A 25979-nucleotide genomic window follows, 5' to 3' on the forward strand; every position below is an offset into this window, starting at 1 on the left:
GTCATGCACGCTCTGACATCCTGGTTTATCCGCAATCCGGTCGCTGCCAATCTGATGATGGCGTTGATCTTGTTCCTTGGCGTGCAGACGTTGGTGAACATCCGGATTGAAGGTTTCCCACGCATTCCTCCGGAAAGTGTCACTATCGCAATCGAGTTTCCGGACGCCACCGCCGAACAGGTCGATGAATTGGTGACCCAGAAAGTTGAGCAGGCGCTCGAAGGGTTGGAGGGCGTACGAAGTGTGACCTCACAATCTCAGAATGACCTCAGCGTGGTCACCGTCCGCCGCGCAGGTGGCCAGAAACTGCAAGCTGTTCTGGACCGGGTCCGTATTCGGATCGACGGCTTGACCGATCTGCCCGACACCGCGCGCCGTCCTGTGATCGAAGCATCGGGGTTCGACTTTCCGGCACTGTATCTAAACCTTTATGGTGAAACGGATCCCGCCACATTGCAGAGCCTGGCGCAGCGCCTGAAAGAAGAACTGCTGGCGCAACCGCAACTGTCCCGGCTGCAGATCTGGGGCCTGATCCCACGGGAATTGCGCATCGAAATCGACCCGGCGCTGTTGCGCCACTATGGGCTGACCGTCTCGGATGTGACTCGCGCCATCGAAGGCAATTCGCTGGCCTTTCAGGCAGGCCGTCTGCGGACCGAGGGCGGCACGATTTATCTGCGGGCCGATGACCGGGCAAAATACGTGCCGGAATACGCGGCCCTTCCGATCATTGAACGCGGCGACGGGTCCTTTGTGCCTTTGGGCGATATTGCCAAGATCGAAGATGGCTTTCAGGACGGCGAGTACCTGTTCCGCCTGAATGGCAAACCAACCGTGGGGATGGAGGTTCTGGTCGGGCAGAAAGAGAACCTGCTGGAGATCAGCGATGTCGTGCGCAGCACAGTGGATGACTTCAGCCGCCAGTTGCCGTCGCAGGTTCAGGCTGGGGTCTGGGGCGACAGCGCAGGCTATATCTCGGACCGCCTTGCGCTGTTGCGGTCGAACGGGGTGCAAGGGTTGATCCTTGTCACCTTGATGCTGTCGGTGTTCCTCAACGTGCGCCTGGCGTTCTGGGTCGCCATCGGCATTCCCGTTTCGGTCATGGGGGCAATAGCCGTCTCAGGCTCGAAATGGGTAGATTACTCGCTGAATGATGTCACGACTTTTGGCTTGATTATTGCTTTGGGTATTCTGGTCGATGACGCCGTTGTGGTCGGTGAAAGCGTTTTCGAAGAACGCCGCAAGGGCAAAGACCCGATCAAAGACACGGAACGCGGCGTGAATCGTGTGGCAGTTGCCACCGTCTTCGGCGTGCTGACCACAATCGCGGCGTTCTTTCCGATGCTGTTGATCGATAACCCGCTAGGTAAGGTGCTGGCAGGGTTTGCCGGTATCGTGATCCTGACGCTGATCTTCTCGCTGATCGAAAGCAAATTCATCCTGCCCGCCCATCTGGCGCAGGTTTCGATTGGGCAAGAGCGCCGGTACCTGCTGACCCGCCTCTGGGGCCGCATACAGGGTATTGCGCAGGGCGGCCTGGACTGGGTTCGGGATCGCATCTACCAGCCTTTGCTCGCTGCGGCAGTGCGGCAGCGTTACGCCGTGCTGATCCTGTTCATTGCCGCTGCAACGTTGGGGCTTGGCCTGATGTACAAGGGCAAGGTCAGGACGGTGTTTTTTCCCGAGGTGCCCGGTCAGGTCATCACGATGAATCTGGATATGGACGCCCGCGCGCCCTTTGCGTTGACTCGCACGAATGTGGACCGGATCGAAGGCGTGTTGAACGACCTAAACGCCGAGCTTGCCGACAATGCAGGTATGGCCACGCCGCCCGTTCAGACGGTGTTCAGCATCATCAACGGCGCGGGAAGTGCGCAAATATATGCTGAAATGATCCCGGTGGCTCAACGCCCGGACGTTCCGATCCTGACTGTGGTTCGTGAATGGCGCGACCGGGTTGGTGCGGTCGAAGGTGCAACCGAGTTGGAGTTCACCGGATCGGAAACGCTCGCCGGAGGGTTCCGCATCCGGCTGGCGTCAAAAGACGAAGACCTGCTGCGACGAGCCAGCGCCGAGATGAAAGACTTCCTGTCGAATATCGAGGGCGTGGCGAATGTTCGGGATGGGCTGGCGGGTGGCCAACCCGAGCTGAAACTCCGCTTGCGCCCGGACGCGCGGCACCTTGGGTTCAATGCCGAGGCTTTGGCCAGACAGATTGGCTATGGGTTCGGTGGGGCTGAGGTGACCAAGGTCAGGCGCGACGGGGCCGAAGTCCGCGTGGTCGTGCAAAACGCGCGGGAAAACCGCGATACTCTTGCCGATCTGATGCAGACCCAGTTGCGCAGCGCATCCGGTGCCTGGGTACCACTCGAGACGGTTGCCGAAATCGAAGGCGCCTACACCTCGGGCACGGTCGATCGTCGTGACGGCAAGCGTATGAATATCGTGGCCGCGTCCATCGACCGCGACCGTGTCGCCCCTGAAGAGGTGGGTCAGGCGGTGTTCGAGCAGCTTGCCCCGAAACTCAGCGACAAGTACCCGAGCGTGACAGTTCTGGCTGCTGGTGAACTGGAAGAGATGGCCAATATCAGCGACGGCCTGAAACGTGCGTTGTTGCTGGCGGCTGTTCTGATCTATGTGCTGATGGCCGTGCCGCTGAAAAGCTATTGGCAGCCCTTCGTCATTCTGGCCATTGTCCCCTTTGGCTTTATCGCGGCCGCCGTCGGGCACCTGATCATGGGTGTCTCGTTGTCGCTGTTTTCGTTCTTCGGCATGCTGGCACTGACCGGTGTGATCGTGAATGACAGTCTGGTCATGATCACCCGCTACAATCAGGCGCGAGAAGAAGGTCAGCCTGTGGATGTAGCGCTGAAAAGCGCGGGCATCGGACGTTTCAAGGCGATCTTTCTGACCACCGCAACAACGGTGATCGGTTTGATGCCATTGCTGACCGAAACCTCTGAGCAAGCGCAATACTTGATCCCGGCGGCAATCTCTCTGGCCTTTGGGGAACTCTTTGGCACCGCGCTGATGCTGCTGCTGGTGCCGGTGTTGATCGCCATCACCGAGGACATCCTCGCCGTTTTCAAACCACGCCAACCGCTGCCTTCTGAAGAAAGGACAAAGCTATGACACGGAGCCTTCTTGCCTCGACATTCGCCCTGATGGCGCTGGCGACGCCAGCCGCAGCTGATGGTCTGAATGTGACCGTGGACGGCATCCGCAATGCCAAAGGAAACATAGTGATCCTTGTGTTTGATGACGCCCGCGCCTTTGACAGTTTGGATGTCTGGAGCGCCGTTGACTATGCCCAGATTCCGTCACGCAAAGGCAGTGTCAGCCATGAATTTTCTAACCTGAACGCAGGCCCCTATGCTGTGCTGTTGTTTCATGATGAAAACAAGGATGAAAACCTGAATATGACTGCGACGAAACTGTTGGAAGGGCTGGGTTCAACTGGTGCCCCAAACCCTGACGATGAGCCTGATTTCAAGGCCGCATCGGTTTGGCCGGGCGATGCCCGCGTTCGCATCCACTATGATCAGTAGCACCCTATGTTGAGGGATCAAAACCTGAAAATCGGAACGCTTTTGAGAGTGTTTCACCGGCGAGTCATCCTCACGTGGTTTCTGATCCTGTCAGAGACGGCATTAACTGTGTTAATCCCGCTGTTCATTGGCTTTGCCATCGATGGATTGCTCAGCGGAGAGTTTCAGCCCTTTGTGCATTTGGGCGCGCTCATGGTCGCCCTCACACTGATCGGTGTGATCCGGCGAATTTATGATACGCGTGTGTACGGAACGATCCGTGTCGAACTGGGCAAGGCGCTTGCTGCACGGTTTTCGAACCTGCCGATTTCGTCGCTGAACGCCCGGATCGAAATGGGGCGCGAACTGGCCGACTTTCTGGAAGAAATCCTGCCCTCGGCAATCTCAGGGGTCGTGCAATTCGTCGTATCGGCGGTTTTGCTGTTTTACTTCTCGCCGGCTCTGGCCCTGTCAGCCTGCGGGGTTCTTGTCGGGATGATATCCGTCTACGCCCTGTTTCACTCGACGTTTTGGCAATGGAACCGTGCCCTAAATGAGCAAATGGAGCATCAGGTCAGCGTTCTGGAACAACGCCGCGAACGACCAGTGCTGGTCCACCTGAAAAAACTGCGTCGGTTCGAAGTAAAACTGTCGGATACCGAAGCCATTCTGTACGGCGTGATCTTCGTTCTTCTAATAGGTCTGATCCTGTTCAACCTTTGGTTCGCGACGCAAAACCTGGAAGCAACGCCGGGGATGATATTTTCGATTGTCAGCTATTCGTGGGAATTTGCCGAAGCGGCGCTTACCTTGCCGGTGACCTTGCAATCCTGGTCACGGCTGTCCGAAATCACCACCCGATTGCAGAGCGGTTGATCAAATTGCCGAACCATTCATTGAGTGGAACGGTATTGGCCGTAAAGTACAACGGCCCTCAACTGCCTTTTAGTGGTGTTGCTCAATGTTGCACCAGCAACCCACATTGCCGACATTCGCTCTATGTGCTCGAAATTGGTGGTGGCGAAACTCTAGACTGCGGGCTGACAGCGGACTTTGCAGTCGTTTTCGCGAGGCTATTGCCAGTTTCAGATGATGACACGGTCGCACATTCCCATCAAAATAACATCGCGAATACCACGCCGGTAAAGACCACACGAATTCATTTTGAAAAAGAGTTTTAAGCAAGGAAACTACATGGTTCACTATCGAAATTGCATTGCTTTTGTCGCAGTAATTCTTGGTATGGGCGCGCTACTTACCGCGTTATTTGGGGGAAGCCCAGCTGCGTTAGTGATTGTCACCGTTTCAGTTTTTGTGGCTTCTCTCGCGATCTCGAAAACCAACCCTCTGAACGGAGAAGCCGTTGACCGAACTTACTACACATCGGCTATGTTGGGCGCTTGTCTCTATTTCTACGCGCAGTCAGTGGAGCGCACAGAGTTTCTCGGGTATCGAGACCTGGCCGAACTTAGATCTCAGCTGGAGGACTCTCAGTCGACCGTGGATCGGCTTGAAATCGATGTCGAAAATGGAACGGGCGCGGCCCGTTTCATCCGAGAGAACGAAGAGCAATCTGTTCGCGAGATTAGTCGTGAAATTGCCGAGTTTCGTTCGCTACAAATCGAGATGGACGCGGCAGAACTGGACGCATGCTTAATTGGAGGCGGCTTTGACTTTGGGGCTACCGACTTCGGCCTAGATGAGCCATCTGGTGTTGATGCATTCATTGATGACCATCAAAAAGAAATGGAGCGCGTATTTGCTCAACAAATGTGCTCCACAGCCAGAACGAGAATCGAACAAGAGCGGGCCATTTTTGTCGAAAACTATCCGCTAGCGACAAGGTTCGGCGATATCGAGCAAACCGTGCTGGAAGAGAGTGGAATATCTAAACGTTTGGTACGGCTCGGCGGATACAGAGTGACGATAGGAACAGCATCTGCGGTCTTTAGCGGCGAATTTTCTATGGCAGAGCACATCACTGCCCTTGAAGAGGCACAAACCGTCCACAATCAAAAAATCGACGATGTTCGATCCAAAAGCGGGGAAATTACCGACGAAATTGAGAAGGAGAAAGAGCGATCAGCTTCCACAATTGGACAGATCACTCTCTTCATCTGGCCATACGTCTTGATTGCACTGCTAGGGTTAAAGCTCTCTCGCGCGCCTAGAAAGAACACGCCTCAATTGGATTAGCATCTTACTATCCGACCTCTTCTTGGGGGATCGAACTGATATCCGCTTCATTGCAGTGTCTTCCGAAATCACCTCTGAGCGGACCGTTATAGTCGGCCCAAACCTGCCGTTCATCGCGTCGCGTGACGCCGCGGTGCAGCGCGTTCCCCGAACCGGACATTCATCGCAGGCGCATTGTCTCAAGAGTAACGAACTCACACATCGCGGATGTCTCTGTCGTTCGCTATTGGCGATAGACATCAATACAGTATGCTCGATCCAGCACCAATCGATAACGTGATTGGATTCCGCTCGTTGCCTAGCCATAGAGGCAAGTAGGGCGGCATCCTCGCTGGGGTCTGGGTGGCGCGGTGTAGGTGCCGAAATGGTCTGTTTTGAGGAGAAGTGCATGTCGGTAGCCGGACCATCGCTGGCCGCACCTGCGGATTTAACAAACCTTTTTCGCCAGGGGTTGGCAGCGGACCCCAAGGCGATAGCGCTTTACGCGTTGGACGGTGCTTTGACTTGGCGGGAGCTGGATACCGCTTGTACGCGGTTGGCGTTGCAATATCTGAACCTGGGGCTCGAACCGGGGGATCGAGTGGCGTCCATTATGCCAAACCGCGCGTCGCTGGTAATCCATTACCTAGCTTGCATGCGGGCTGGTCTTGTGGCGATGCCGCTCAACTATCGCTATTCAGCATCGGATATCGACTATGCACTGGGATTGGCGACACCGGCGGCTCTGTTGGTACATGGCGAGCGGGCAAGGGATGTAACCGCGGTCCCTGGCGTAGCGCGATTGCCCAAAGGCGTGATTGTCTATGCAGGGGAAGTGGACGGAGCGCTCGCCTTTGAGGACCTGCTGAATGCAGAGGGTTTAGGAACACTGCCAAAGGTTCGGGCTGAGGCTCCGGCTTTCATATTCTTCACCTCAGGCACCACGGGCAAGCCAAAGGGCGTTACGCACAGCCATGCCAGCATGGGATACATGGTGGCAAGCAATGCGCAGGGGCTTGGGCTGGGACCCGAGGACGTGGTGTTGCCGGCGTCTTGGATTTCGCACACCGCCGGGTTACGGCTAACGTTTGCAGGGCTTTGGGCAGGCGCCAAGACAAATATTGCACGGCAATTTACCCCGGACGAGCTCTTGGGGCTCTTGCGGCAGACGCGACCAACGGTGGCACAGATTCTACCAGCACCTTTGGCGGCTTTGGTCACGGGGCACGGGGCGGTGCGCGATGACTTTCGTTCGCTCAAAACGATGATGGCTGGTGGGGACAAACCCTCGCAGACGCTGGTCGACGCATTCGACGCGTTGGCTGGTGTGCCAATTGGGGCGTTTTATGGGATGACGGAAATGGGAACGTCGCATTCCAATACCCATGGTGGTGCTGCGAAAATGGGCGCAGTTGGATTAATCAATCCAGGCTATGTCTCGGTGCTTCGCGACAAAGCCGGTAACGAGGTGCCCGTAGGGGTGGACGGTCGGCATTGGGTGAAGAGCCCTACCATGATGACAGGGTACTGGGAGGACCCCGAGGCGACAGAGGCGGCGTTTAGCGATGGTTGGCTCGATTCAGGCGATCTGATGCGGCAGGATGAGGATGGCTATTTCTGGTTCCGGGGGCGCCGCAAGCAGATCATAGTACATGACGGTTCGAACATCAGCCCGGCAGAGGTAGAAGATGCGCTGACAGCACACCCCGCAGTCGCGGCAGCAGTTGCGGTTGGGGTCCGTGATGAAATGCATGGCGAGGATGTTTGGGCCTTTGTGAGCTTGGTTGAAGGGGCACCACCGGTGCGCGCCGGAGAGATCATAAACTTTGCGCGAAAGCAGATTGGGTACAAGGCACCGGACGTTGTGCGGGAAGTTGATACGCTACCGTTAACCATGGGCGGCAAGCTTGACCGGATGGCGTTGAAACGGCTGGCGGCGGAAGAAAGCGGTGCAGCGCACGTGTTGTGACGCCCGAGCCAGCCGGATCACAATTGCGGATTGCTTGCCATGGGGTGGTATGTGACGGCCGCAGGCACCGAGCAAACTGAGGCACCTGTTCTGCCCTCCTCAACTTTCGAACAGCCTCTTTTCAGTTGAACCCAGGCCGCGTGGGCAGATCAGCTGGGATTGCACAACCAAACGCATTGGGGCACGGTGGCCGTTCAACCGAGAAGGATATTCATGTCCGCAGAAAAACCTGCGAACCCGTGGCTTATATTGCTGGGCCTTGCGCTTGGAGTCAGCATATCCAACGCCTTTGGTCGCTTTGCCTACGGCCTCATTCTGCCGTCTATGAAAACTAGTCTTGGCTGGAGTCTCACTCAATCTGGTTGGCTCAATACGGCCAATTCGATTGGCTACATAGTGGGTTCGATTCTGACGCTTTTTCTGATCCGGCATTTTCAGCCGTCGCGGTTGTTTGCATGGGGCACTGTGGCGACCGCACTGTGTCTTTTGGTGACCGGGTTTAATGAAAGCCTCGTATTCCAAACTGCATGTCGTACGTTGGTCGGATTGTTCGGCGCACTTTCATTTGTGTCAGGCGGCGTACTGGCGGCAACGCTTTTCCAGGGCAACCCGAGAAAGAACGCGTTGGCCATCGCCTTATACTTTGGCGGTGGCGGCGGATTTGGTATCGCATTGTGCGGCGCAACCCTTCCAAGCATGTTGGACGTATTCGGGCCGCAATATTGGGATTGGGCATGGATCGGGGTCGGGTTGGCAGCCCTGGTTATTTGCCCATTCTCGATTTGGGCTTCAACAAGATTGATCGAAACCGAGCACGATACCGCACTGCCGTCCATCCCCCCGGTTCGCAGAATGCTTGGCGAAGTCGGCGGGTATGGGCTGTTTGGGTTGGGTTATATCGTCTACGTCACCTTCATCTCTGTCTGGATGAAGGAGCAACATTCCAGTGTCCTGTTGACCACCGCAACGTGGATGATCCTTGGCTGCAGTATTATGGCGTCTCCTTTTTTTTGGCGAGGAGTGCTGGCTCGCTATTCATCTGGAATGCCGCTGGCACTGATCCTAAGCGGGGTCGCATTGGGTTCAGCCCTGCCAATCCTGATTCCATCCGGATATGGATTGATTTTGTCGGCACTCGTGTTCGGACTGTCGGTGTTTATGCCGCCCACTGCTGTAACCAACTTCGTCCGCCAGAATGTGGAACAACCGGATTGGGGTCCAACCATTAGTTTTTTTACCGTGGTATTCGCTATCTCACAGGCACTGGGGCCAATTGGGGCCGGCGTCATCGGGGACATAACCGGAGAAATAGGGGACAGCTTGATCGTGGCCTCTGTAGTCCTGCTGGTGGGTGCCGTTTTTGCTGCGATGCAAAAGCCACTCAGGCGTGAGGTGACGTAACTGTTGTAATCAGGATCACGCAAACATGACGTATCTCATTCCATACAATAGCCTCTGTGGGTTCTGAACGCGCGTAGAAGAGCCCTTTGGTCACTCCAACGTGGGTCTGCTTCCAGCAATCTCCTTATAATGCGGGGTCCAGAACTTCGCATCTATCGCCGCCTTCAAGTCATCCCCTGTAGATTTAGGTGCAACCCCATCCAACTGCGCCTGTTGACCAACGGCAAATGAGATAGCTTTGCTGACCTGGCGAATATCCTCTACATCGGGCAGCAAGCTGGCGGTGCGATCGGATTTAGCAGGCGATAACGTGGCCAGCGCCTCAGCGGCTGCCATGAACATTCCGTCAGTGACACGGCGCGCGCCTACCGCCAGAACACCCAGCCCCATGCCTGGGAAAATATAAGAGTTATTGCATTGCGCGACATGGTGTGTCTTTCCGTTGTAAACAACCGGCTCAAACGGGCTTCCGGTGGCGACCATTGCACGACCATCTGACCAGTGGATAATATCGGCAGGCACGGCCTCAATTCGCGATGTCGGGTTCGAAAGCGGCAACACGACAGGATGTTCAGTGTGAGAAGCCATCGCACGAATGATCTCCTCTGAGAACAAGCCCGCCTGTCCGCTGACGCCAACCAAAATGTTGGGTTTGGCGTGATGAATCACATCCAGCAGCGAAATCTCACCACCGGTCCAGCCACCCACTTTGTCGAGGGGTTGTACAATTTGCTTTTGAAACGGCAGAAGGTCTGTCATTGCATCGGTTAACAACCCGGCCCGATCCACCATGTAGATGCGCCCGCGTGCTTCAGTGTCGGATAGTCCTTGTCGGACCATGAGTTGAACCAGTTGTTCGGCAATACCCACCCCAGCAGACCCCGCTCCGAGGAAGGCGATGGTTGCGTTCTTTAACGGAACGTTGGTGACGTTGGAGGCGGCCAGCAAAGTGCCTGCCGTTACCGCCGCCGTTCCCTGAATATCATCATTGAACGTGCAGAGTTGATCACGATATCGCGCCAGCAAGGGTGCAGCATGTTGCTGTGCAAAGTCCTCGAACTGCAGCAACACATCAGGCCACTTGCGTTTGACCGCCTGCACAAAAAGATCGACAAATTCAAAATACTCGTCCCCGCTGACGCGCTCATTCCGCCAGCCGATATAGAGGGGATCTTCCTGCCGTTCCTGGTTGTTGGTGCCGACGTCCAAAACTACCGGAAGCGTCACAGACGGGCTTATTCCACCCGCAGCGGTATAAAGCGAGAGCTTTCCAATCGGGATTCCCATGCCGCCCGCGCCTTGGTCGCCCAAACCCAAAATCCGCTCTCCGTCGGTGACGACTATGGCTTCGACCGAGGGTAGGATGGCATTCTCTAGGATCTCATCAATCCGGTGACGATCGGGGTATGCAATAATCAATCCGCGTGGGTGGTCGTAGATTTCACTGAACCGCTTGCAGGCATCCCCCACAACGGGTGTGTAAATTATCGGCATCATCTCGGACAAATGCCGGACCAACAGAGCGTAAAACAGAACCTCGTTGTCATCCTGCAGACCGCGCAGATAGACATGCTTGTCCAGCGGTGTCTCCTCACGTTCAAAGGTGGCATAAGCCCTGTCTATCTGAGTTTCGAGTGTTTCGATGTGTGGCGGTAGAAGACCCATCAATCCGAGTTCTTCTCGTTCGCGCAATGAAAAGGCAGTCCCTTTGTTCAAGAGTGGGTTCGTCAAGTATTGCAAGTTTGCAGGACTGGAATCGACCATAGGCTATCCTTTCGGATCGGCACGCACAGGTTGCACGCATCAGTCCGGTAAGGTCAGCATTATACGACAACAAATGCAACGAGCTAACGACGTGAACGCATCCTTCCGCACTGGGCCAGCATGCTCGCGGGCGACAGCCTTCCCGAACAATTCGGTCCATTCCTGCCGTTCAACCCTGGTCACCTTCTCTTCGGTGCGGCTCGCCAAAGCCGCCGTTCGCTGCAATTGCAAAGCTGGAAGTTAGTCGAAGATCTGGAGCACCGCTTTAGGCAGAGATGCAATGGTAACCATCGATGTTGCAGATCACCCCAACAGACATACCGTCAATGGATTGTAGTTTCTTTAGGACCCAAGAGCGGGTGGTGATTTGGATGGCCTCTACCTACTATGAAGTTCTCACGTGCAAACCATCATCCCGGCTCGAACATCTGATCAGCCGAACTTGGTGATCTCCAATGCTTGTTCCCTCAACCAGTTAACCGCTGGATTAAAGCGGCTACGCTCGTGGCGGATCAGGTAATAGGGGAAACCGTAACTTGGCTGAAACGGAGCTGAACAAAGAGAGGTCAATTTTTGGACTTGCTTTGCCAGCCGCTTGGGAACAGCTGAAACCGCATCCGTCTGCCCGACCAGGAAAGGCAGCGTGGTAAAGTAGGGCTGCTGAAACACGGCATTCGAACCGTCTCCATCTTCCCGCATGATCGTGTCCGGTTGCAAACTTGTTATGCCAGGAAAGCTGAACTCGATTAACCGGAAAGCGGACACATCCTGCGGAGTAAGAGCCAGGTTTGATGCTGCCTGTTCCTCAAGCGGATGGCCTGGTCGGAAAAGGACTTCGTAGGTCTCATCGAATAGTTTCTGAGCGAGCAAATCGTCCCTGGCGTCCAAATCCGCGTATAACAGCAGATCAATTGCCCCTTTTTCCAAATCGCTAAAGCTCTGCGGCACCAGTGGCGAGACATCAAACCTTAATGCTGGTGCGGCAACGGCAAAGACTTCCATTATGGGTCCCAGGACTGCCGCAACGCCGTAATCCGTCGAGGCGATGCGATAGCAATGGTTGGACTGTGCCGGATCAAAAGTGGACGGCCTGAAGACATCCGCAATCGCCGACAATGCAGCATCGACAGGGTCATCCAGGCCCAGAGCATGATCCGTTAACTTGTATCCCGACTGCGTTCGGATCAGCACCGGATCTCCTATCAGGTCGCGTACCCGGGCGAGTATTCGACTGGCGGCGGGCTGGCTGATCCCCAGATGCATGGCCGTGCGTGTCACGCTGCTTGTGCGAAGCAGGAGCTGCAGGAACCGTAGAGTCCGCACATCCAGAGAAGTTAGGGCATCATTCATTTTTTGTATGACCATCATGCTTTCTGCGTCATCCCAATTATGCCTGTCACGAGCTAACTGACAAGCGAAGCCTAACCGGGCACCCCCCAATCGGGCGTTTTGTCCATGACCTTTTGGGCGTGGCACCCATCAAACTGAAAACGAAAGGACAGCAGCAGTGATTACACGACGCATGTTCAACTCAATCGCGATTGCAACATCCATGACCGGAGCTTTCGCCGTCCGGCCCAGCACTGCGGAGGCATCCGGTGACGTAGATCAATCGGTACTTGGATCTTACGATGCTGAAACAGCGTCCTTTGACAGCTCTGGGGAAACTCTTGTTGGAAAACTGTTGAGACCTGCTTCGGAAGGACCTCACCCGGCAGTTGTGATCATCGGACCTGTCGCTTTCGTCAAGGAACAATCACCGGTGCAATATGCAACCCGCTTGGCAGCGCGCGGGCTGGCTGTTCTGATATTCGACCCGCGCTATCACGGAGAAAGTTCAGGCGCGCCCCGACGCTATGAGTCTGGCGAAGCCAAGGTTGAAGACTGTCAGGCTGCCCTCGGATTTCTCGCCAAACAGGAAGAAATTGACGCAAATCGACTTCATCTTCTCGGGATTTGCCAGGGCGTAAACTGGGCGATTGAAACCGCGGTGATAGATGATCGCGTAGCCTCTCTCGGGGTTGTCGCGGGTCATTATCTGACCGCGGAAACCGCCAGAATGTACCTTGGCAGTGATGCCGCAGTTGAAGCGCGTATGGAGCGCGCAACCAAAGCAACGGCCGATTTCGAAAAAACAGGGGAAGCCAGCTACATTCCAATTGTCGGTTCTGAGGATGCTCTTCTGACGGCGACAGCCATCGCAGACTGGTACCTGCCCTGGGACAACAGGGCCCCTTGGCTGACTTTCAAAGGGGGTTGGGAAAACCGCATTACCGCGATGAGCGAAGCGGGCATCTGGGGCTGGCGGATCGACGAAACAGCCCCACTACTGAGCCTGCCCGTATTGATGATCCACGGCGACAGAGCTGCAAGCGGTCAGGACATTCCGCGCCGCATTTTTGAAGACATCGCGTCAGAGCAGAAGACGCTTCATTGGATCGACGATGCCAATCAGCTTCAGTTTTACGAAGACCCACTAACTATTGACGCTGCCGTCGCGGCACTGGCCCCGCACTTTCTGGCCTTCGGCCAAAGCACCTGATGCAGACCGCTTGGTTCATTGTGGGCGCCCCAGAGCAGTCATCGCAGGGAAAAAGGGCTGCAACGTCGAAGCGCAGCTACACAGGAGAATTATTTGAGATGAAATTTCTTTCGATACTGGTTGCCTGCGCTGTAGCCTGCCCTGCTGTCGCCGAACAGGCGCTGCCGCCCTATACTGAGGCCGTCTTGCCGATGGGGAACGATATCTATGCCGTATCGATTGGACCAGGTGGACCAGATGAAGAGTTCGGCTCAGACGCCACCAATGGCGGGCTATACAGGCTCACTCCTGACGGCGCGACCGAAGAAATCAAACTCTCGGATGAGCAAGGCCTGCGTAACCCGACCGGAATGGTGCGTTCTGGCAACCAGATTGTCATTGTGGATGGCAATGAGGTTATTTCTACCACGCTGGATGGCACAGTAAACTGGCGGCAGGCTCTGGATGACGACGGCGTTTTTCTCTACGATATCGAAGCTTTGGACGAGACCACCCTTCTCGTGAGTGATTTTGGGCGCGGCGCGTTCCTATCGGTTGCGACCCAAACCGGACAAATTCAACCTTACCTCAATGATCTGCGCATCAGTGGGCTTGCTCGTTTTGCAATAGCAGAGACAGGGATTTACGCCGTGTCCTGGGGCAGCGACGACGCATGGGATAGCGCCTTGTATTGGGTGCCGCATTCAGACAACGGGGATACTGCCGTAAGTCTTGCAAACAGCTTCGGTAACTTGGAATCCGTTGAAATCGTCTACGGCACAGTTGTTGTCGGAGGCTATCGGGGTCACGAGAAATACCCGAATGCGAGGCTCTTGCGCGTTGAATCTGATGGAACCATTCATCCCCTGAGCGCCGGGTCTCATTCGCGTGGGATTTCCGATATACTCTTCGATGGGGCATCAATTTGGCTGACTTATTTCTATGACGCATCTTACGCGGGATTGCCGTCTCAGGCAGCACAAAATCTCGACTAATAGGCGCATATACTCTGGTTTCCATGGCGCCAAACTTTCGCCTTTAGCATATGAACCGGGAGCTAACTGGCGGCCCATAAGAGACATTCACCTCCCAAACGCAATGCTGCGGTCACAACCCAAAGCGGACATTCATCACCGAGCTTTGCAATCATCGACATGCGCAACATTGCTACGGTCCCCGAAGCCAACACGAAGGTCAGCAAGGACACACTCATCTCACATGTTCGCTATCTCAGCCACTCGCATCTTGATATCTTTTCTCTACGTCCATGCTTCTATGTTTTGCTGAACGAATTGATCGATGGAAGTTGGCAACGAGCAGGTCAATTTGAACACATTGTTGGTGACACGATCCTCTGACCCGCCAGCAATTTCACCGTCCATTGCCGCCAGCGTACTTGCGTACTCTTCCGGCAATCCGAGGCTTTGATGACGCTCTTCCAGTTCATCGACGGTTAGGCGATGATGGGTGATCTTCCGCCCCAATTGATTGCTCAGTGTTTCGGCAACGACATTATAAGAAATCGCTTCCGGGCCAGTGAGTATATAGTCAGTGTTTTCGACTGACGGAGTGATCAGAAGCGCCGTTGCACAGGCTGCTATATCGCCAGCATCGATAAAGCCAACTCGGCCGTCCTCTGTTGCTGTGTAGATTGCGGATTCATCGCGAATGGGATCTCGGTGATGAAGCTCTGAGAAGTTCTGCATGAACCAGGTTGGACGCAGAACGGCCCATTCTGGAGCGTTGGAGCGTAACCAGGCGTGGACTGCGCCCATCATAGGTCCGCCTTCTTCCAAAGAAGAGGCACTAAGTAGCACGAAGCGTTGGACGCCCGCGGCAAGTGCCGCCTTAAGACCGGGCCGCATTGCTCCCAGTGAATCCACGGTGTCTGTGGGTGCCACGAGATAAACGGCGTCGATCCCTTCGAAGGCTTTCTCGAATGTCGTCTGATCACTCCAGTCGAAGCGAACATAACTACCATTCTTTGGGTTGCGCGTCCCAACGAGAGGGGAGATCTCCCTATCGCGCAGATGTTTGACGACGCGACTGCCGGTCTTTCCTGTGCCACCGGTGACAAGGATGGATTTAGTCATCGATAAAATCCTCCAGCTTTGATTTCAGAACTTCGATCCCGCCGACAGCATTCAGCAGAACCAGGGGGTTCCAGTAATCGCGGTAGCGAGTGATGCGACCATCTTTGACTTCAATGACCGAGATGTAGTTCTGGTCATAGCGGCCGGCTTCACCAGCGCCCTTGCAGGAGAACTCCAGTACAAAGGTTTCGCCATCCCTGGCCACATGGGTGATTGCCGGGCTCATGGATTCGAAGCTGATGAGCCCACCAGCCTTGGGCAGATAGGCTGCCATCGCGTCTCGCCCGCGCAGCTCGCGGACTGATCCTTCGGGTGAGAAGGGGAACTCGAACACGATGTCCTCATCACACATATCCAGGAAGTTCTCACCGGCATCTGCGATGATGGCATCTCCGAGGGCGTCGCGCAGCATCGCACCAAAGCTTGGTATCGTGTTTGTGTCAGACATGATGTCTCCTAACCTTGTGTCGATCTTTATTGAGGGGTCGATGTGAGTGGTGGCTAGGGTCATGATGTCTTTCCTAGCTGCATGAGAAGAACGCCTGCGATTGACAATGCGGCTCCTGCAATACGAAAGAAGTCTGCCGGCCGATGTTGGTTTCCTAGAAGCCCATTCTGATCGAGGATGAGTGCCATCGCCATTTGTCCGGCGACGACTGCGGCAATAAATGCGGCGGCCCCAAAGCGTGGGATCAGAACCATGGTCGCCATCACGTAAATGACACCGATCACACCTCCTACCCACGCCCAGGGAGGAGCCGCATGTAGTGATGATAAGCTTGGCAATGTAGGACGGAGCCAAGCGACCCCGACCATCAGGCAAACAAATGAGATTCCAAATGACAACAGGGTTGCCCAGAGCGGGTGACCAGCAGCGCGGCTGAGCTCTGCGTTCATTCCGGCATGGATGGGTATCAAGGCCCCGCAAAGCAGAGGCGCAAACCACAGAAGTGCGATTTTGGGGTCCATCTTCGCGTCCTTTCCACAAGTGCCAAAAATGGGTTGCAGAATTTAGGGGTTTGCCTAAAAATACATCGGAACGATACTGTTTCGTCCTATATAAGGGGGAATCACGATGGAACGCAAGAGTTCCGACGTAAAAAACTCTGATCGGCCGCGCCGGAAGCCGGCCGGGGCTGCCGTTTTGCAAGACACGGTGACGGAGGCAATCCGACGCGCCTTGTTCGAGGAATGGGCGGAAACGGGTTACTCGGCTCTACGAATGGAGCGCATTGCGGCTCGCGCAGGTGTCGGAAAGGCGGCGCTCTATCGACGGAGCAAATCCAAGTTTGAACTAGTGACCGAAGCGGTGAAATCAGCGGCCACGAATATCACTCCAATTCCGGACACAGGATCTTTCGAGAAGGACGTTGCCAGGCTTATGCGCAGAATGGCTGCAACTCTGCGTCATCCGCTTGTGAGGCGGATTCTGCCGGACCTACATGCTGAGCACGCTCGTTCTGATGAACTGGCAGAATTGCTGGAGAGCGTGACGAGGGATCGCCGGGCCCAGGCAATGGTCATGTTGGACAGAGCTATTGAGCGTGGTGAACTGACAAAAGACACAGATCGGCAAATGATCCTGGATATGTTTATCGCACCGCTCTACTGGCACGTCATTGTTCAGCATCGACCTGTCAGATCAGCAGACATTCAAAGATTTACCAATCTGGTGCTAAGTGTATAGAAATAAACAGTTGCCAAAAAGCAAATTGAAGAACGGAGACGAGGGTCGTCTCGGTTTTTCAGCACAGCCTAACTGTCTAGGGAACCCAGTTTTGGTAGGTGATTGCATAGTTTAATGCTTCGAGATCTTCTGTCAGTTGGCTAAATGAAATTGGTCCTCCTAGACATACCCTAACCGCTTCATCGGGCGATCCTGTCACCGTAAAGGCATTGCTCGGCATGACCCCGATTTGGCGATTGGCCATGTGGCTCATGACGTCGGCTCGGCTGGACCCTTCAGGCAGCGTCAGCCAAATATTGAAGGCGTCACTGCTGCCTTTGAAGCTCTGACCCCGCATGATGTCAGTCGCCAGGATTTGTCGGCGGTTTGCCTCCCTGCGGACGAACTTTTGTACCGCTGCGGCTGTGCCATCCTCGATCCATCGCGCCATTAGAGCCGTTGTGATCGGTGACGCCATGACATTCGATGCCTGCAAAGCCCGAGTGAAGTGGGTTCTCGACAGACCTGATGGAACCACCGTGAGTGCCAGCCTCAAACCAGCGCCAAGGCATTTCGAAAGACCCGCGATGTACCACCCCAATTCGGGAATCTGCTGTGAGATAGATGGCGGCGCATCCGAAGACACAAAGCGACAAGCGTCGTCTTCAATCAAAGGCACGCCATGCTTTCTCAATACGGATGCGATCTGCTGACGCCTCTCCATTGGAATTGTGTGCGTCAGGGGATTTTGTAGCGTCGGGTTCAGATAAAGAGCAGAAGGTGCGTGCTCTTGGATAGCGGCATCCAGATCATCAGTAAGAATACCGCTGCCATCTGATCTCACGCCAACAAGCCGAATACCAAGTTGAGCGGCGATGGCACGAATACCGGGATAGGTCACACGCTCACAGATCACGATGTCTCCTGGCTTGGAGAGCAGCGTCAGGATCGACAGTAAACTGGCATGTGCGCCAGGCGTGATTGCCAATTGGTCTGCTGTAACCTTGATACCGTTGATGTTCATCCAGCGCGCTGCGGTCTCCCGGTCCTGCCGGCTCCCGATAATGGATTGGTAGCGAAGCAGAGGAACAAGGTTCGCAGAAACATGTGTGAGGCCTTGTTCCATACGGTCCACCAGAGCCGGATCATCTGGCTCCGGCGGCATGTTCATATTCGGGTCTTCTTCAAGCGCGCGGCGTGGGTCTGCTTTTTCTGCTGTTTCTTCTGGTTTCCGGATAAACGAACCCCGGCCGACAAAGGTGTCGATGTACCCTCGCTTTGCGGCCTCAGAGTACCCGCGGGACACGGTTGTAAAATCCAAGCCAATAAGCTTGGCGACGCTGCGTTGAGCCGGAAGCCTGTCACCTGCATCAAGCACACCTGTCTCTACATCATGTCTGATCGCTTCTGCGATTTGGACATAGAGTGGTTTTCCGTCGTCGCGCAGATTTGGCGTCCATGATTTCAAGGCATCGTTCCATTCAATATAGAAGATTGTGTCTATCATCCTTACCTTTATTACAAGTTTATTTCAACATATTGTCGCATCCTTCATCACATTGATTGGATATTGTTTGCATTTTGTCTGAAGGTGAACTATCTGAGGCGCAACTGAAGGAGATCAAAGATGTCCGAACTTGCAATTATCGCCCACGACGACAGTGAAGAGCGCCCCATCAAACCGGCGATCATGAATGGGATGCGCCTCAAGTGCCCCAAATGCGGGGAAGGCAAACTGCTGCATAGCTACATTAAAGTGAACGATGAGTGCTCGAATTGCGGTTTGGATCTGAGCCATCAGCGGGCTGATGATGGTCCGGCTTATCTTACGATCCTGATCGTTGGCCACCTTATGGGGTTCGCGTTGCACATCGCCTGGGTGACATGGAGGCCAGAACCCTGGGTCTTGGCACTCAGCATGTCTGTGATTGCAGTTGTAGGTGCCTTGGCACTGCTGCCGGTCATGAAAGGCCTGATTGTCGGATACCAATGGGCCAAACGAATGCACGGGTTCTAGACAGCCGCCCTCCCAATGAATTCTCAGCCTTTTCAAAGGATGGTTTCCTTGATGGATTTGGATTTCTTTTCACTTGAGGCGACAGAAAAGACGATTGCGGACCTCACATCAGCCGCCCCCCTTATTCCTGCGAAAACCGCTGTCAACGTGGCATGGCTGAACGATGAGGATGATTACGGCAGGCTGCGAACGGTGCGCCGGATCGACGATGCCGGATTATTGCCAGTGCCGATATTTGCAGCTCGACGCCTTCAATCAAAAAAACACTTGTTTGACCTGACCGAAAAACTCCGGTTTGCTGGCGCGCAAGGACAAGTCATGGTTGTTGGCGGTGATCCATCAGATGCGTCAGGTCCATTCAATAACACGATGGACCTCCTTAGAACGGAGTGGATTGAAAGATACGCGCTCAAGAGGGTCACATTGCCGGGTTTTCCAGAGGGAAACGCAGCCATAGGTTATCGTTCGGATGTGGCCTTACTAGAGGAAAAAGTAAAACTTCTGGTGTCCTACGGGTGCAGTGTGAGCATAACCACTCAACTAGCCTTTGATCCAAACAGAATTCTCAACTGGATAAGTGCGCTACGAAACGTTGGTATTAGCCAGACCATCCAAATTGGGATACCCGGGCCGACTAAAAAGGATCGCTTGCTCAGGTTTGCACGCTCATTTGGGGTTTCGGGTGGCGGGTTGAACAACGTGAGTGACACCGTGGACGGGATCGTTGATTTCTCCCGTCTGGTCTGCTTGATCGAACAAGGGCTGCAACGACGCAATTTAGCTGATGTTGCGGTTCACCTTTATCCCTTTGGTGGGACGAAGGCTGCTGTTGAGTGGCTAGCTGCGATTAAGGCGCGGCAAGTTCGGGACGCTTCGAGCAAAATGCTAGCCTGAGGCAAAAAGGCCGGCCATTGAGGTCGGCCATGCGGGTTTTTATGATTGTTGATGCTATCACGCCGCCAGAGAGACCGAGTCCTTACCGGCAGGGATCCGCAATGGGCATGTGCTGTCGGTGACGGCTCTCCAGATTGCTTGAACAACATCCTCGGAGAAGGTGAATTCTTTCCCTTCGGCGTTCATGAAGGCAGCCATAATCTGTTCGACGAATGGCTTGTAGTCTTCAGGCGTGTCATTGAATTCTGACATCAGTGCCATTGCATTCTTGCCGAAATTCGTTGTTGGGGCCTGACCTGGCAACACGATATGGGCGCGAATACCAAGAGGAGCCAGTTCAAGGGCAAGGCATTCGGTGAAGGCGTTCACCGCAGCTTTGCTGGCCGTGTAGACCGAAGCCAGAGGCAGCGGTTTGAGTGTGACGCTGGAAGAGACATTCACGATCACCTTTGATCCCGTGGCGCGCATTTGCGGCAGCACGGCACGGACCATTTCCATGGTGCCGAACGTGTTGGTCTCAAAAATCCGGCGCAGGTTATCATCTGATGTGCCCTCAAAAGGGGAAAGCCAGCCGACGCCAGCATTGTTCACCAAAGCGTCAATGGGGCCCGCGGCTTCCACAGCCTTTGCAATACTCTCGCTGTCCGAGATATCCAATGGCAGGATCGTCAAACGATCCGAGGCCGGCAAAAAGGCTTCATCTGGCTTACGCATTGTCGCGATAACCGACCAGCCCTGTTCGAGAAAGAAGTGCGTAGTCGCCAGTCCAAATCCGGAAGAACATCCTGTGATCAATAAGGTCTTCATGACGTTGTCTCCTATTCGTTGATGCCTTGAAGGTAGACGACGATGGTAGTATTATATATAATCAATAGTCCGTTTTTGTTTATCAAAAGTCCAAAATGGCAGATCCATTCTCTGAAATCATCACCCTCCTTCAACCTAAAGCGTCCTATTCAAAACTGGTGCATGCATCGGGACCATTTCGGGTGCATCGCGAGGATGTAGACGAGGCCTTCTACTGCTCACTTCTTACCGGACGTGCGTGCCTGGAGGTCGAGGGGAAAGAGCCCCTGGTCTTGAATGCGGGTGATTTTGTGCTGATCCCAGCGGTCAAATCATTCACCTTCTCAAGCATGGATCCTCCACCGCCCGCTGAATTGGTCAACTACCCGGTGGAGAGGGAAGACGGAGTTTTCCAGCTTGGGGCGGCTGATGCGGATCCAGAAGTTCAGCAACTCGTAGGACACTGCACCTTTGCCAGCCCCGACGCTGATTTATTAATCTCTCTACTGCCTGATCTGATCTTTGTCCGCAGTGAGGGGCGGTTGGCTGCGCTTACAGGGCTTGTTCGCGATGAAGCTCGCGCAAATCGGCCGGCGCGGGATGTGATCGTTGAGAACCTATTGCAAGTCCTACTGATCGAAGCCTTCCGATCTGGCACGGACCCGGCCCCGACTGCTGGCCTTTTGCATGGATTGGCAGACATTCGCGTTGGACCCAGTTTGCGAGCCATGCACGCGGCCCCGGCTCACAGCTGGACAGTTCAAGCCCTTGCAACCGAAGCCGGGCTATCGCGGTCTGCTTTCTTCACACGGTTTGAAGGGGTCATGGGAATGCCCCCAATGAACTATTTGCAGAACTGGCGGATGACATTGGCAAAGCATATGCTCCGAACGGGCGATCTCAGCATTGCCGAAATCTCTGCCCTGACCGGGTATGGGTCGTCCAGTGCCTTCAGTACGGCATTTTCTCGCTATGTAGGATGCCCTCCCGCGCGCTACTCAAAGGCTATCGAGACACACTAGTTTTTTCGTAGCTCCATAGTGGAAGGCTGCGCTTTACGACTCTGCCCTTCCGTTACTTTAGACTATTCTTTGGCTCGGTACTCTTCTGGCATCACAAAAACCTCGTCTGCACGGCCGTATCCACCGTCTTCGACCTCTTCGACCAGAACCATTGTGGTCGGGCGCACAACCTCTCCAAAAAAGCTGACCATCAGATCTGTCGTTTTATGGATCAGGTCCTCTTTCTGAGCTGTCGTCAACGAGTCCTGCGGGAGTTTGTAGTTGGCAAATGGCATTGGATTTTCCTTTCAGGGAGGTTTCAGATGACGCCGCCATTGGCGCGAAGTGTTTGACCACTGATCCAGCGGCCATCAGGTCCGGCCAAAAGCGAAACAGCGGCAGCGATGTCTTCGGGGGTTCCGAGCCGCCCAAACGGGTTCACCTTTTTGATGTTCTCGATCACCGCCTCGGGCTTGCCAGTCATGAATAGGTCGGTCCCGACCGGGCCAGGCGCGACGGCATTCACGGTGATGTCCCGTGAGCCCAGTTCTTTGGCGAGCACATGGGTCATTGCTTCCACCGCAGCTTTTGTTGCCGCATAGACCCCGTATGTCGGCTGATAGAGCCCGACAACACTGGAGGACAGGCTGACAATCGCGCCACCTTTGTTCATGCGGTTGGCAGCCTCACGCATGCCGCGAAAGACACCACCAATGTTGATGGCGCAGTGAGCCTCGAAGTCATCATCAGACGTAGATGCAACGGCACTCAGGCGCATGATACCCGCGTTGTTGACCAGAACATCGACAGAGCCGAATTCCTGTTCAGCCGCATCGAACAATCGTGGCATGCAGGATGGATCAGAAATGTCACCCTGGACTGCGATTGCTTGGGCCCCAGTCTTTTTGATTTGGTCTACGACCCGACTCGCTCCGACCTCATCACTCGCATAATTGGCAATTATTGCATGGCCACCCTGAGCTAGGCGGAGTGCGATGGCTGCACCAATCCCCTTGCTGGCGCCGGTTACTATTGCGGCTCTCTGTCTGTGTATCATGTCAATCTCCTTACTGTTTGCAGCGAAGATAGACGGGGAGACCAGCCAGATAATCAGTCTTGTTTTGGAATTACAATTCGATAAAAGCGAACAATGATCGATAGACTTGAAACCATGCGCCTGTTTGTTCGCGTCCTGGAACGCGGGAGCTTCACAAAGGCAGCTTCTGACCTGAACATTCCGCGGTCTACCGCAAGTGAAGCGATCCAGAGGCTGGAGCGTGACCTTGGTAGTCGGCTGCTGGATCGAACAACACGCCATGTTGCTCCAACACCGGATGGGCAAGCCTATTACCAAAGATGCGCGTCAATTCTGGCTGATCTGGAGGAAGCTGAAGGTGCACTGCGCGGGCACGAGCCCTCAGGTCTACTGCGAATCGATGCTCCCGGCACTCTGACGCGGGTTTTCCTGCTACCGCATTTGGCTGATTTTTTGGCGACATATCCCAAGATCACCCTTCAACTCGGTCAGACAGAGCGCCTGGTGGACCTGGTGCGAGAAGGCGTTGATTGCGTCATCCGAGCAGGTATTCCTGATGACAGTGGAATGATCACACGGCACCTGATCGATCTCCCTGAAATCACCTGTGCTAGTCCAGAGTATCTGGCCAAGTACGGCACTCCTACGTCGGTTAACGATCTGAAAGGTCATCAGATGGTTGGTTTTCTGTCCTCGCGAACAGGCACAGTAATTCCGTTGGAGTTCAAGATCGGAGACAAGGTTAAAGATGTAACGTTGCCAGCGCTTGTCACAGCGAATGACGCGGACACAGTGCATAATCTAGTCCGAGACGGGTTCGGGATTGGACAAGCGCCGAAATATCGTTTTCTAGACGACTTGGAAGATGGTCGTCTTGTGGAAGTTTTACCGGATACACCGCCATCCCCAACCCCGCTGGCTGCATTTTACCCACAAAGTCGACAACTCTCCCCGCGCGTCCGGGTTTTCCTCGATTGGGTCGTTCGCGTTTTCGACAAGGCCGCGCTTTGACCAAATGTCTAGGGCCGTCCTTTCGACTTTGCAAAGTCTGTTTTCTGCGCATCACTGCCATACGCGCAATGCGCGGTATCCTGTGGTTGGGCTCCTTCCCGCCATTCTCCGCAAGCTAAAGGAACGTCAGCTTGGCCCTTCGTGACTTGCGTTGCCCAACAACCGTTACTTGGAAGTCCACGCCTTCACCTGACACGCCGGGCGTGACGAAAACCTGATCCTGAATGCCCATTGGAGTGCATCTCAATCGCTGCATTCGGATCGATCAGGGCTTTCCGAAACAGGTCATTCTGGGCCGCAATCTCTGCCGCCTGAAGGCTGGTGTCATTTTCGATATTATTTGTCGCTTCGGTGTTCAAAACCGTCTCTCCTTTTGTGGTGGGACCTCCGGGCCTGATCCCCTTTTGGGCTGGTTTTGAGCCGAGCTCTGAAAGGGCGTCGTCTCTAAAAACTGCCCCGTAGCGAACGCGGAGAGCGGCGAGACAGGACAAATCGACAAGAGTGGTGCGGCCCGCAGCACCCCGCGCGAGGACACGGTCTTGTCTATTTGTCCTGTCCGAGGAGGGAGGCCGCGCCTTCAGCGCATCATCCGTCTTGCGCTGACGAAGAAGCAGGTCGATGCGAAACGTTCCAATATGTATCCCAGCAAAAGGTAAAGGAGTTGTGCGTGGACCCCGTTCCACCACTTTGGGGCTGTTGATGGTTCAAGATACCGGAACACTGCCGCCCGGACTTCACGCGTTCCTAGTGTTCAGCGCGGTAATTCATTGAATGGGCAGACATCGTCCTCGAACGGAACATGGCGTCTCCGGAACGATGTTCCCTCGACGATCTCGGGGCGACTTATCCGATCCATGCGAAAATGCCGAAAATCCTCACGGCCGGGATCCCAGGCTACGAGATACCAGAGCGGCGGCAAGATAAGCATAGCTTGCGGTTCGACTTCGCGGCTCGTCTCCGCGCCCTTGGCGTCCCGGTAGCAGAAGCGCAGGTTTTGCCGCTGCAGAAACGCGGTCTCGAAGGCAGGTAGAAGCGCGGGGTCAATAGTGCCCATGTCCGAGATGTCCTGTTTGGGCGAAAGTTGTCCGACATGCAGACAGTCAAGGAACCTGCGCAGATCCAGCACCTTGTCCGATGGCAGTGCCTTCTCGATCTTGGCAAGCCCCGAGTCGGCGAGACCCGAGAAAGGAAGGCTTCGCGCCGCACGCATGGCCGCGACACTGACGAGAAGAGCAAACACCTCTGCGACCGAGAGACGGGCGGTGGTCTGCACGGATTGGGGATCAAGTTGGACGCCCCCGCCGCGCCCACATTCGGAATGGATGACAAAGCCCTGGTCGCGCAACGCCCCGATATCGCGCAATACCGTTCGTCTGGATGCACCGACCTGACAGGCCAGTTCATCGACCGTTGCAGTTCCGTTACGGCGAAGGGTGCGCACGATGGCATCATGTCGGAGGCGGATGTTCATTTCTTTACCTTAGCACTTTTAGTGACAAATTTTGTCACCGTAGGATTCTAAGCCGCTCGTGGACCACTCAGCAAGGAGAATGAACATGACGTCCCGAGACCAGAATACATCCAACGATGCACTGCCGATCATCGTCAATCCACCACATCTGCATGACCCCACGCCAAACGGCTACAGCACGGCCGTAATCTCTCCTGCTGCAGGGCGGCTGGCCTTTGTATCAGGACAGGGCGGACAGGATCAATTCGGCAACCTTTCGCCGGAGTTCAGCAATCAGGTTGAGGAGGCCTATTCCAATCTGGCTGCGGTCCTTGACGCGCTCGGCGCTCTCCCCAAACAGGTCGTAAAGCTGACCGTGTTCGTGGTCGACCACGATATGTCGAAGCTCGGCGTGCTGACCGAAAACGTGAAGCGGATGTTCGGCGATACGCTGCCCGCGCAGACGTTGGTTCCTGTACCGAAACTCGCCATCGACCCAATGCTCTTTGAGGTCGAGGCCATTGTGCATTTGGATTGAGCGCCCGATTGCGGCGGTGACTTGCCGCCGCAATCACAAACGCCACCTGGTTTGCGAAGTGGAAGCTGACGTTCGCAAACTGCGCAGCATCGGTTATTATTGGGCTCGATGCTGGCGTCGGAGCTATCGT

General features: G+C 54.9%; 24 protein-coding genes. 14 read left to right on the forward strand and 10 right to left on the reverse strand.

Going from position 1 to position 25979, the window contains the following annotated elements:
• Window positions 1-3: 3 nt before the first annotated feature.
• The 6 genes from AB1A64_RS15145 to AB1A64_RS15170 all read left to right on the forward strand — a co-directional run bounded on the left by AB1A64_RS15145 (window position 4) and on the right by AB1A64_RS15170 (window position 9072).
• On the forward strand, window positions 4-3132 hold the full coding sequence (locus AB1A64_RS15145; protein ID WP_366552168.1) for an efflux RND transporter permease subunit: 3129 nt from the start codon (window positions 4-6) through the stop codon (window positions 3130-3132).
• Window positions 3129-3548, forward strand: a complete 420-nt coding sequence (locus tag AB1A64_RS15150) for a DUF2141 domain-containing protein (protein WP_366552169.1) — start codon at window positions 3129-3131, stop codon at window positions 3546-3548. The genes AB1A64_RS15145 and AB1A64_RS15150 overlap by 4 nt, the downstream gene beginning before the upstream one ends.
• 6 nt (window positions 3549-3554) lie before the next feature.
• Complete coding sequence (locus tag AB1A64_RS15155; RefSeq protein WP_366552170.1) at window positions 3555-4403, forward strand: ABC transporter six-transmembrane domain-containing protein; 849 nt, start codon at window positions 3555-3557, stop codon at window positions 4401-4403.
• Between the two features lie 318 nt (window positions 4404-4721).
• A complete protein-coding gene (locus tag AB1A64_RS15160) occupies window positions 4722-5723 on the forward strand; it encodes a hypothetical protein (protein ID WP_366552171.1) in 1002 nt (333 codons plus the stop codon).
• Between the two features lie 388 nt (window positions 5724-6111).
• Window positions 6112-7671, forward strand: coding sequence for a class I adenylate-forming enzyme family protein (locus AB1A64_RS15165; RefSeq protein WP_366552172.1), 1560 nt, complete (start codon window positions 6112-6114; stop codon window positions 7669-7671).
• Between the two features lie 213 nt (window positions 7672-7884).
• Entirely contained in the window at window positions 7885-9072 is a 1188-nt protein-coding gene (locus AB1A64_RS15170; RefSeq protein WP_366552173.1) for a YbfB/YjiJ family MFS transporter, read from the forward strand.
• A 90-nt stretch (window positions 9073-9162) separates the two neighbouring features.
• Here the strand turns inward: AB1A64_RS15170 and AB1A64_RS15175 are convergent, their stop codons facing one another.
• On the reverse strand, window positions 9163-10836 hold the full coding sequence (locus tag AB1A64_RS15175; RefSeq protein WP_366552174.1) for an NAD-dependent malic enzyme: 1674 nt from the start codon (window positions 10834-10836) through the stop codon (window positions 9163-9165).
• A gap of 432 nt (window positions 10837-11268) precedes the next feature.
• On the reverse strand, window positions 11269-12204 hold the full coding sequence (locus AB1A64_RS15180) for a LysR family transcriptional regulator (RefSeq protein ID WP_366552175.1): 936 nt from the start codon (window positions 12202-12204) through the stop codon (window positions 11269-11271).
• A 139-nt stretch (window positions 12205-12343) separates the two neighbouring features.
• Here AB1A64_RS15180 and AB1A64_RS15185 point away from each other — a divergent pair, with 139 nt between their 5' ends.
• Complete coding sequence (locus AB1A64_RS15185) at window positions 12344-13378, forward strand: alpha/beta hydrolase (RefSeq protein WP_366552176.1); 1035 nt, start codon at window positions 12344-12346, stop codon at window positions 13376-13378.
• Between the two features lie 98 nt (window positions 13379-13476).
• Entirely contained in the window at window positions 13477-14352 is an 876-nt protein-coding gene (locus tag AB1A64_RS15190; RefSeq protein WP_366552177.1) for a hypothetical protein, read from the forward strand.
• A 264-nt stretch (window positions 14353-14616) separates the two neighbouring features.
• On the opposite strand, the gene AB1A64_RS15195 is transcribed toward AB1A64_RS15190, so the two are convergent.
• From AB1A64_RS15195 to AB1A64_RS15205, 3 genes are read right to left on the reverse strand one after another with little or no spacing between them, the layout of a single operon-like run.
• On the reverse strand, window positions 14617-15450 hold the full coding sequence (locus tag AB1A64_RS15195; RefSeq protein ID WP_366552178.1) for an ergot alkaloid biosynthesis protein: 834 nt from the start codon (window positions 15448-15450) through the stop codon (window positions 14617-14619).
• Window positions 15443-15898 carry a nuclear transport factor 2 family protein gene (locus AB1A64_RS15200; protein WP_366552179.1) on the reverse strand — a complete coding sequence of 152 codons (456 nt, stop codon included), beginning with the start codon at window positions 15896-15898 and terminating at the stop codon, window positions 15443-15445. The genes AB1A64_RS15195 and AB1A64_RS15200 overlap by 8 nt, the downstream gene beginning before the upstream one ends.
• A 59-nt stretch (window positions 15899-15957) precedes the next feature.
• On the reverse strand, window positions 15958-16419 hold the full coding sequence (locus AB1A64_RS15205; protein WP_366552180.1) for a DMT family transporter: 462 nt from the start codon (window positions 16417-16419) through the stop codon (window positions 15958-15960).
• A 106-nt stretch (window positions 16420-16525) separates the two neighbouring features.
• On the opposite strand from AB1A64_RS15205, the gene AB1A64_RS15210 reads away from it, so the two are divergent.
• Window positions 16526-17137, forward strand: coding sequence for a TetR/AcrR family transcriptional regulator (locus AB1A64_RS15210; protein ID WP_366552181.1), 612 nt, complete (start codon window positions 16526-16528; stop codon window positions 17135-17137).
• Window positions 17138-17213: 76 nt separating this feature from the next.
• On the opposite strand, the gene AB1A64_RS15215 is transcribed toward AB1A64_RS15210, so the two are convergent.
• On the reverse strand, window positions 17214-18623 hold the full coding sequence (locus tag AB1A64_RS15215) for a PLP-dependent aminotransferase family protein (RefSeq protein WP_366552182.1): 1410 nt from the start codon (window positions 18621-18623) through the stop codon (window positions 17214-17216).
• A gap of 120 nt (window positions 18624-18743) precedes the next feature.
• On the opposite strand from AB1A64_RS15215, the gene AB1A64_RS15220 reads away from it, so the two are divergent.
• Window positions 18744-19133, forward strand: a complete 390-nt coding sequence (locus AB1A64_RS15220; protein WP_366552183.1) for a DUF983 domain-containing protein — start codon at window positions 18744-18746, stop codon at window positions 19131-19133.
• Window positions 19134-19181: 48 nt separating this feature from the next.
• Window positions 19182-20027, forward strand: a complete 846-nt coding sequence (locus tag AB1A64_RS15225; RefSeq protein WP_366552184.1) for a hypothetical protein — start codon at window positions 19182-19184, stop codon at window positions 20025-20027.
• A gap of 57 nt (window positions 20028-20084) precedes the next feature.
• Here the strand turns inward: AB1A64_RS15225 and AB1A64_RS15230 are convergent, their stop codons facing one another.
• Window positions 20085-20834: an SDR family oxidoreductase gene (locus tag AB1A64_RS15230; protein ID WP_366552185.1), complete on the reverse strand. Its 750-nt coding sequence runs from the start codon at window positions 20832-20834 to the stop codon at window positions 20085-20087.
• 95 nt (window positions 20835-20929) lie between these two features.
• On the opposite strand from AB1A64_RS15230, the gene AB1A64_RS15235 reads away from it, so the two are divergent.
• Window positions 20930-21835, forward strand: coding sequence for an AraC family transcriptional regulator (locus tag AB1A64_RS15235; protein WP_366552186.1), 906 nt, complete (start codon window positions 20930-20932; stop codon window positions 21833-21835).
• 62 nt (window positions 21836-21897) lie between these two features.
• Here AB1A64_RS15235 and AB1A64_RS15240 read toward each other — a convergent pair whose 3' ends face one another.
• On the reverse strand, window positions 21898-22110 hold the full coding sequence (locus AB1A64_RS15240; protein WP_366552187.1) for a 4-oxalocrotonate tautomerase family protein: 213 nt from the start codon (window positions 22108-22110) through the stop codon (window positions 21898-21900).
• Window positions 22111-22133: 23 nt separating this feature from the next.
• Window positions 22134-22871 carry an SDR family oxidoreductase gene (locus AB1A64_RS15245; protein ID WP_366552188.1) on the reverse strand — a complete coding sequence of 246 codons (738 nt, stop codon included), beginning with the start codon at window positions 22869-22871 and terminating at the stop codon, window positions 22134-22136.
• Between the two features lie 93 nt (window positions 22872-22964).
• Between AB1A64_RS15245 and AB1A64_RS15250 the strand changes: the two genes are divergently transcribed.
• Window positions 22965-23861, forward strand: a complete 897-nt coding sequence (locus AB1A64_RS15250) for a LysR family transcriptional regulator (protein WP_366552189.1) — start codon at window positions 22965-22967, stop codon at window positions 23859-23861.
• Window positions 23862-24612: 751 nt separating this feature from the next.
• On the opposite strand, the gene AB1A64_RS15255 is transcribed toward AB1A64_RS15250, so the two are convergent.
• Window positions 24613-25332 carry a WYL domain-containing protein gene (locus tag AB1A64_RS15255; RefSeq protein ID WP_366552190.1) on the reverse strand — a complete coding sequence of 240 codons (720 nt, stop codon included), beginning with the start codon at window positions 25330-25332 and terminating at the stop codon, window positions 24613-24615.
• An 85-nt stretch (window positions 25333-25417) separates the two neighbouring features.
• Between AB1A64_RS15255 and AB1A64_RS15260 the strand changes: the two genes are divergently transcribed.
• On the forward strand, window positions 25418-25849 hold the full coding sequence (locus AB1A64_RS15260; RefSeq protein WP_366552191.1) for a RidA family protein: 432 nt from the start codon (window positions 25418-25420) through the stop codon (window positions 25847-25849).
• The last annotated feature ends 130 nt before the right edge of the window (window positions 25850-25979 follow it).

Origin of the sequence: Ruegeria sp. ANG10 (genome assembly GCF_040705255.1) — a bacterium.
GTDB lineage: Bacteria > Pseudomonadota > Alphaproteobacteria > Rhodobacterales > Rhodobacteraceae > Ruegeria.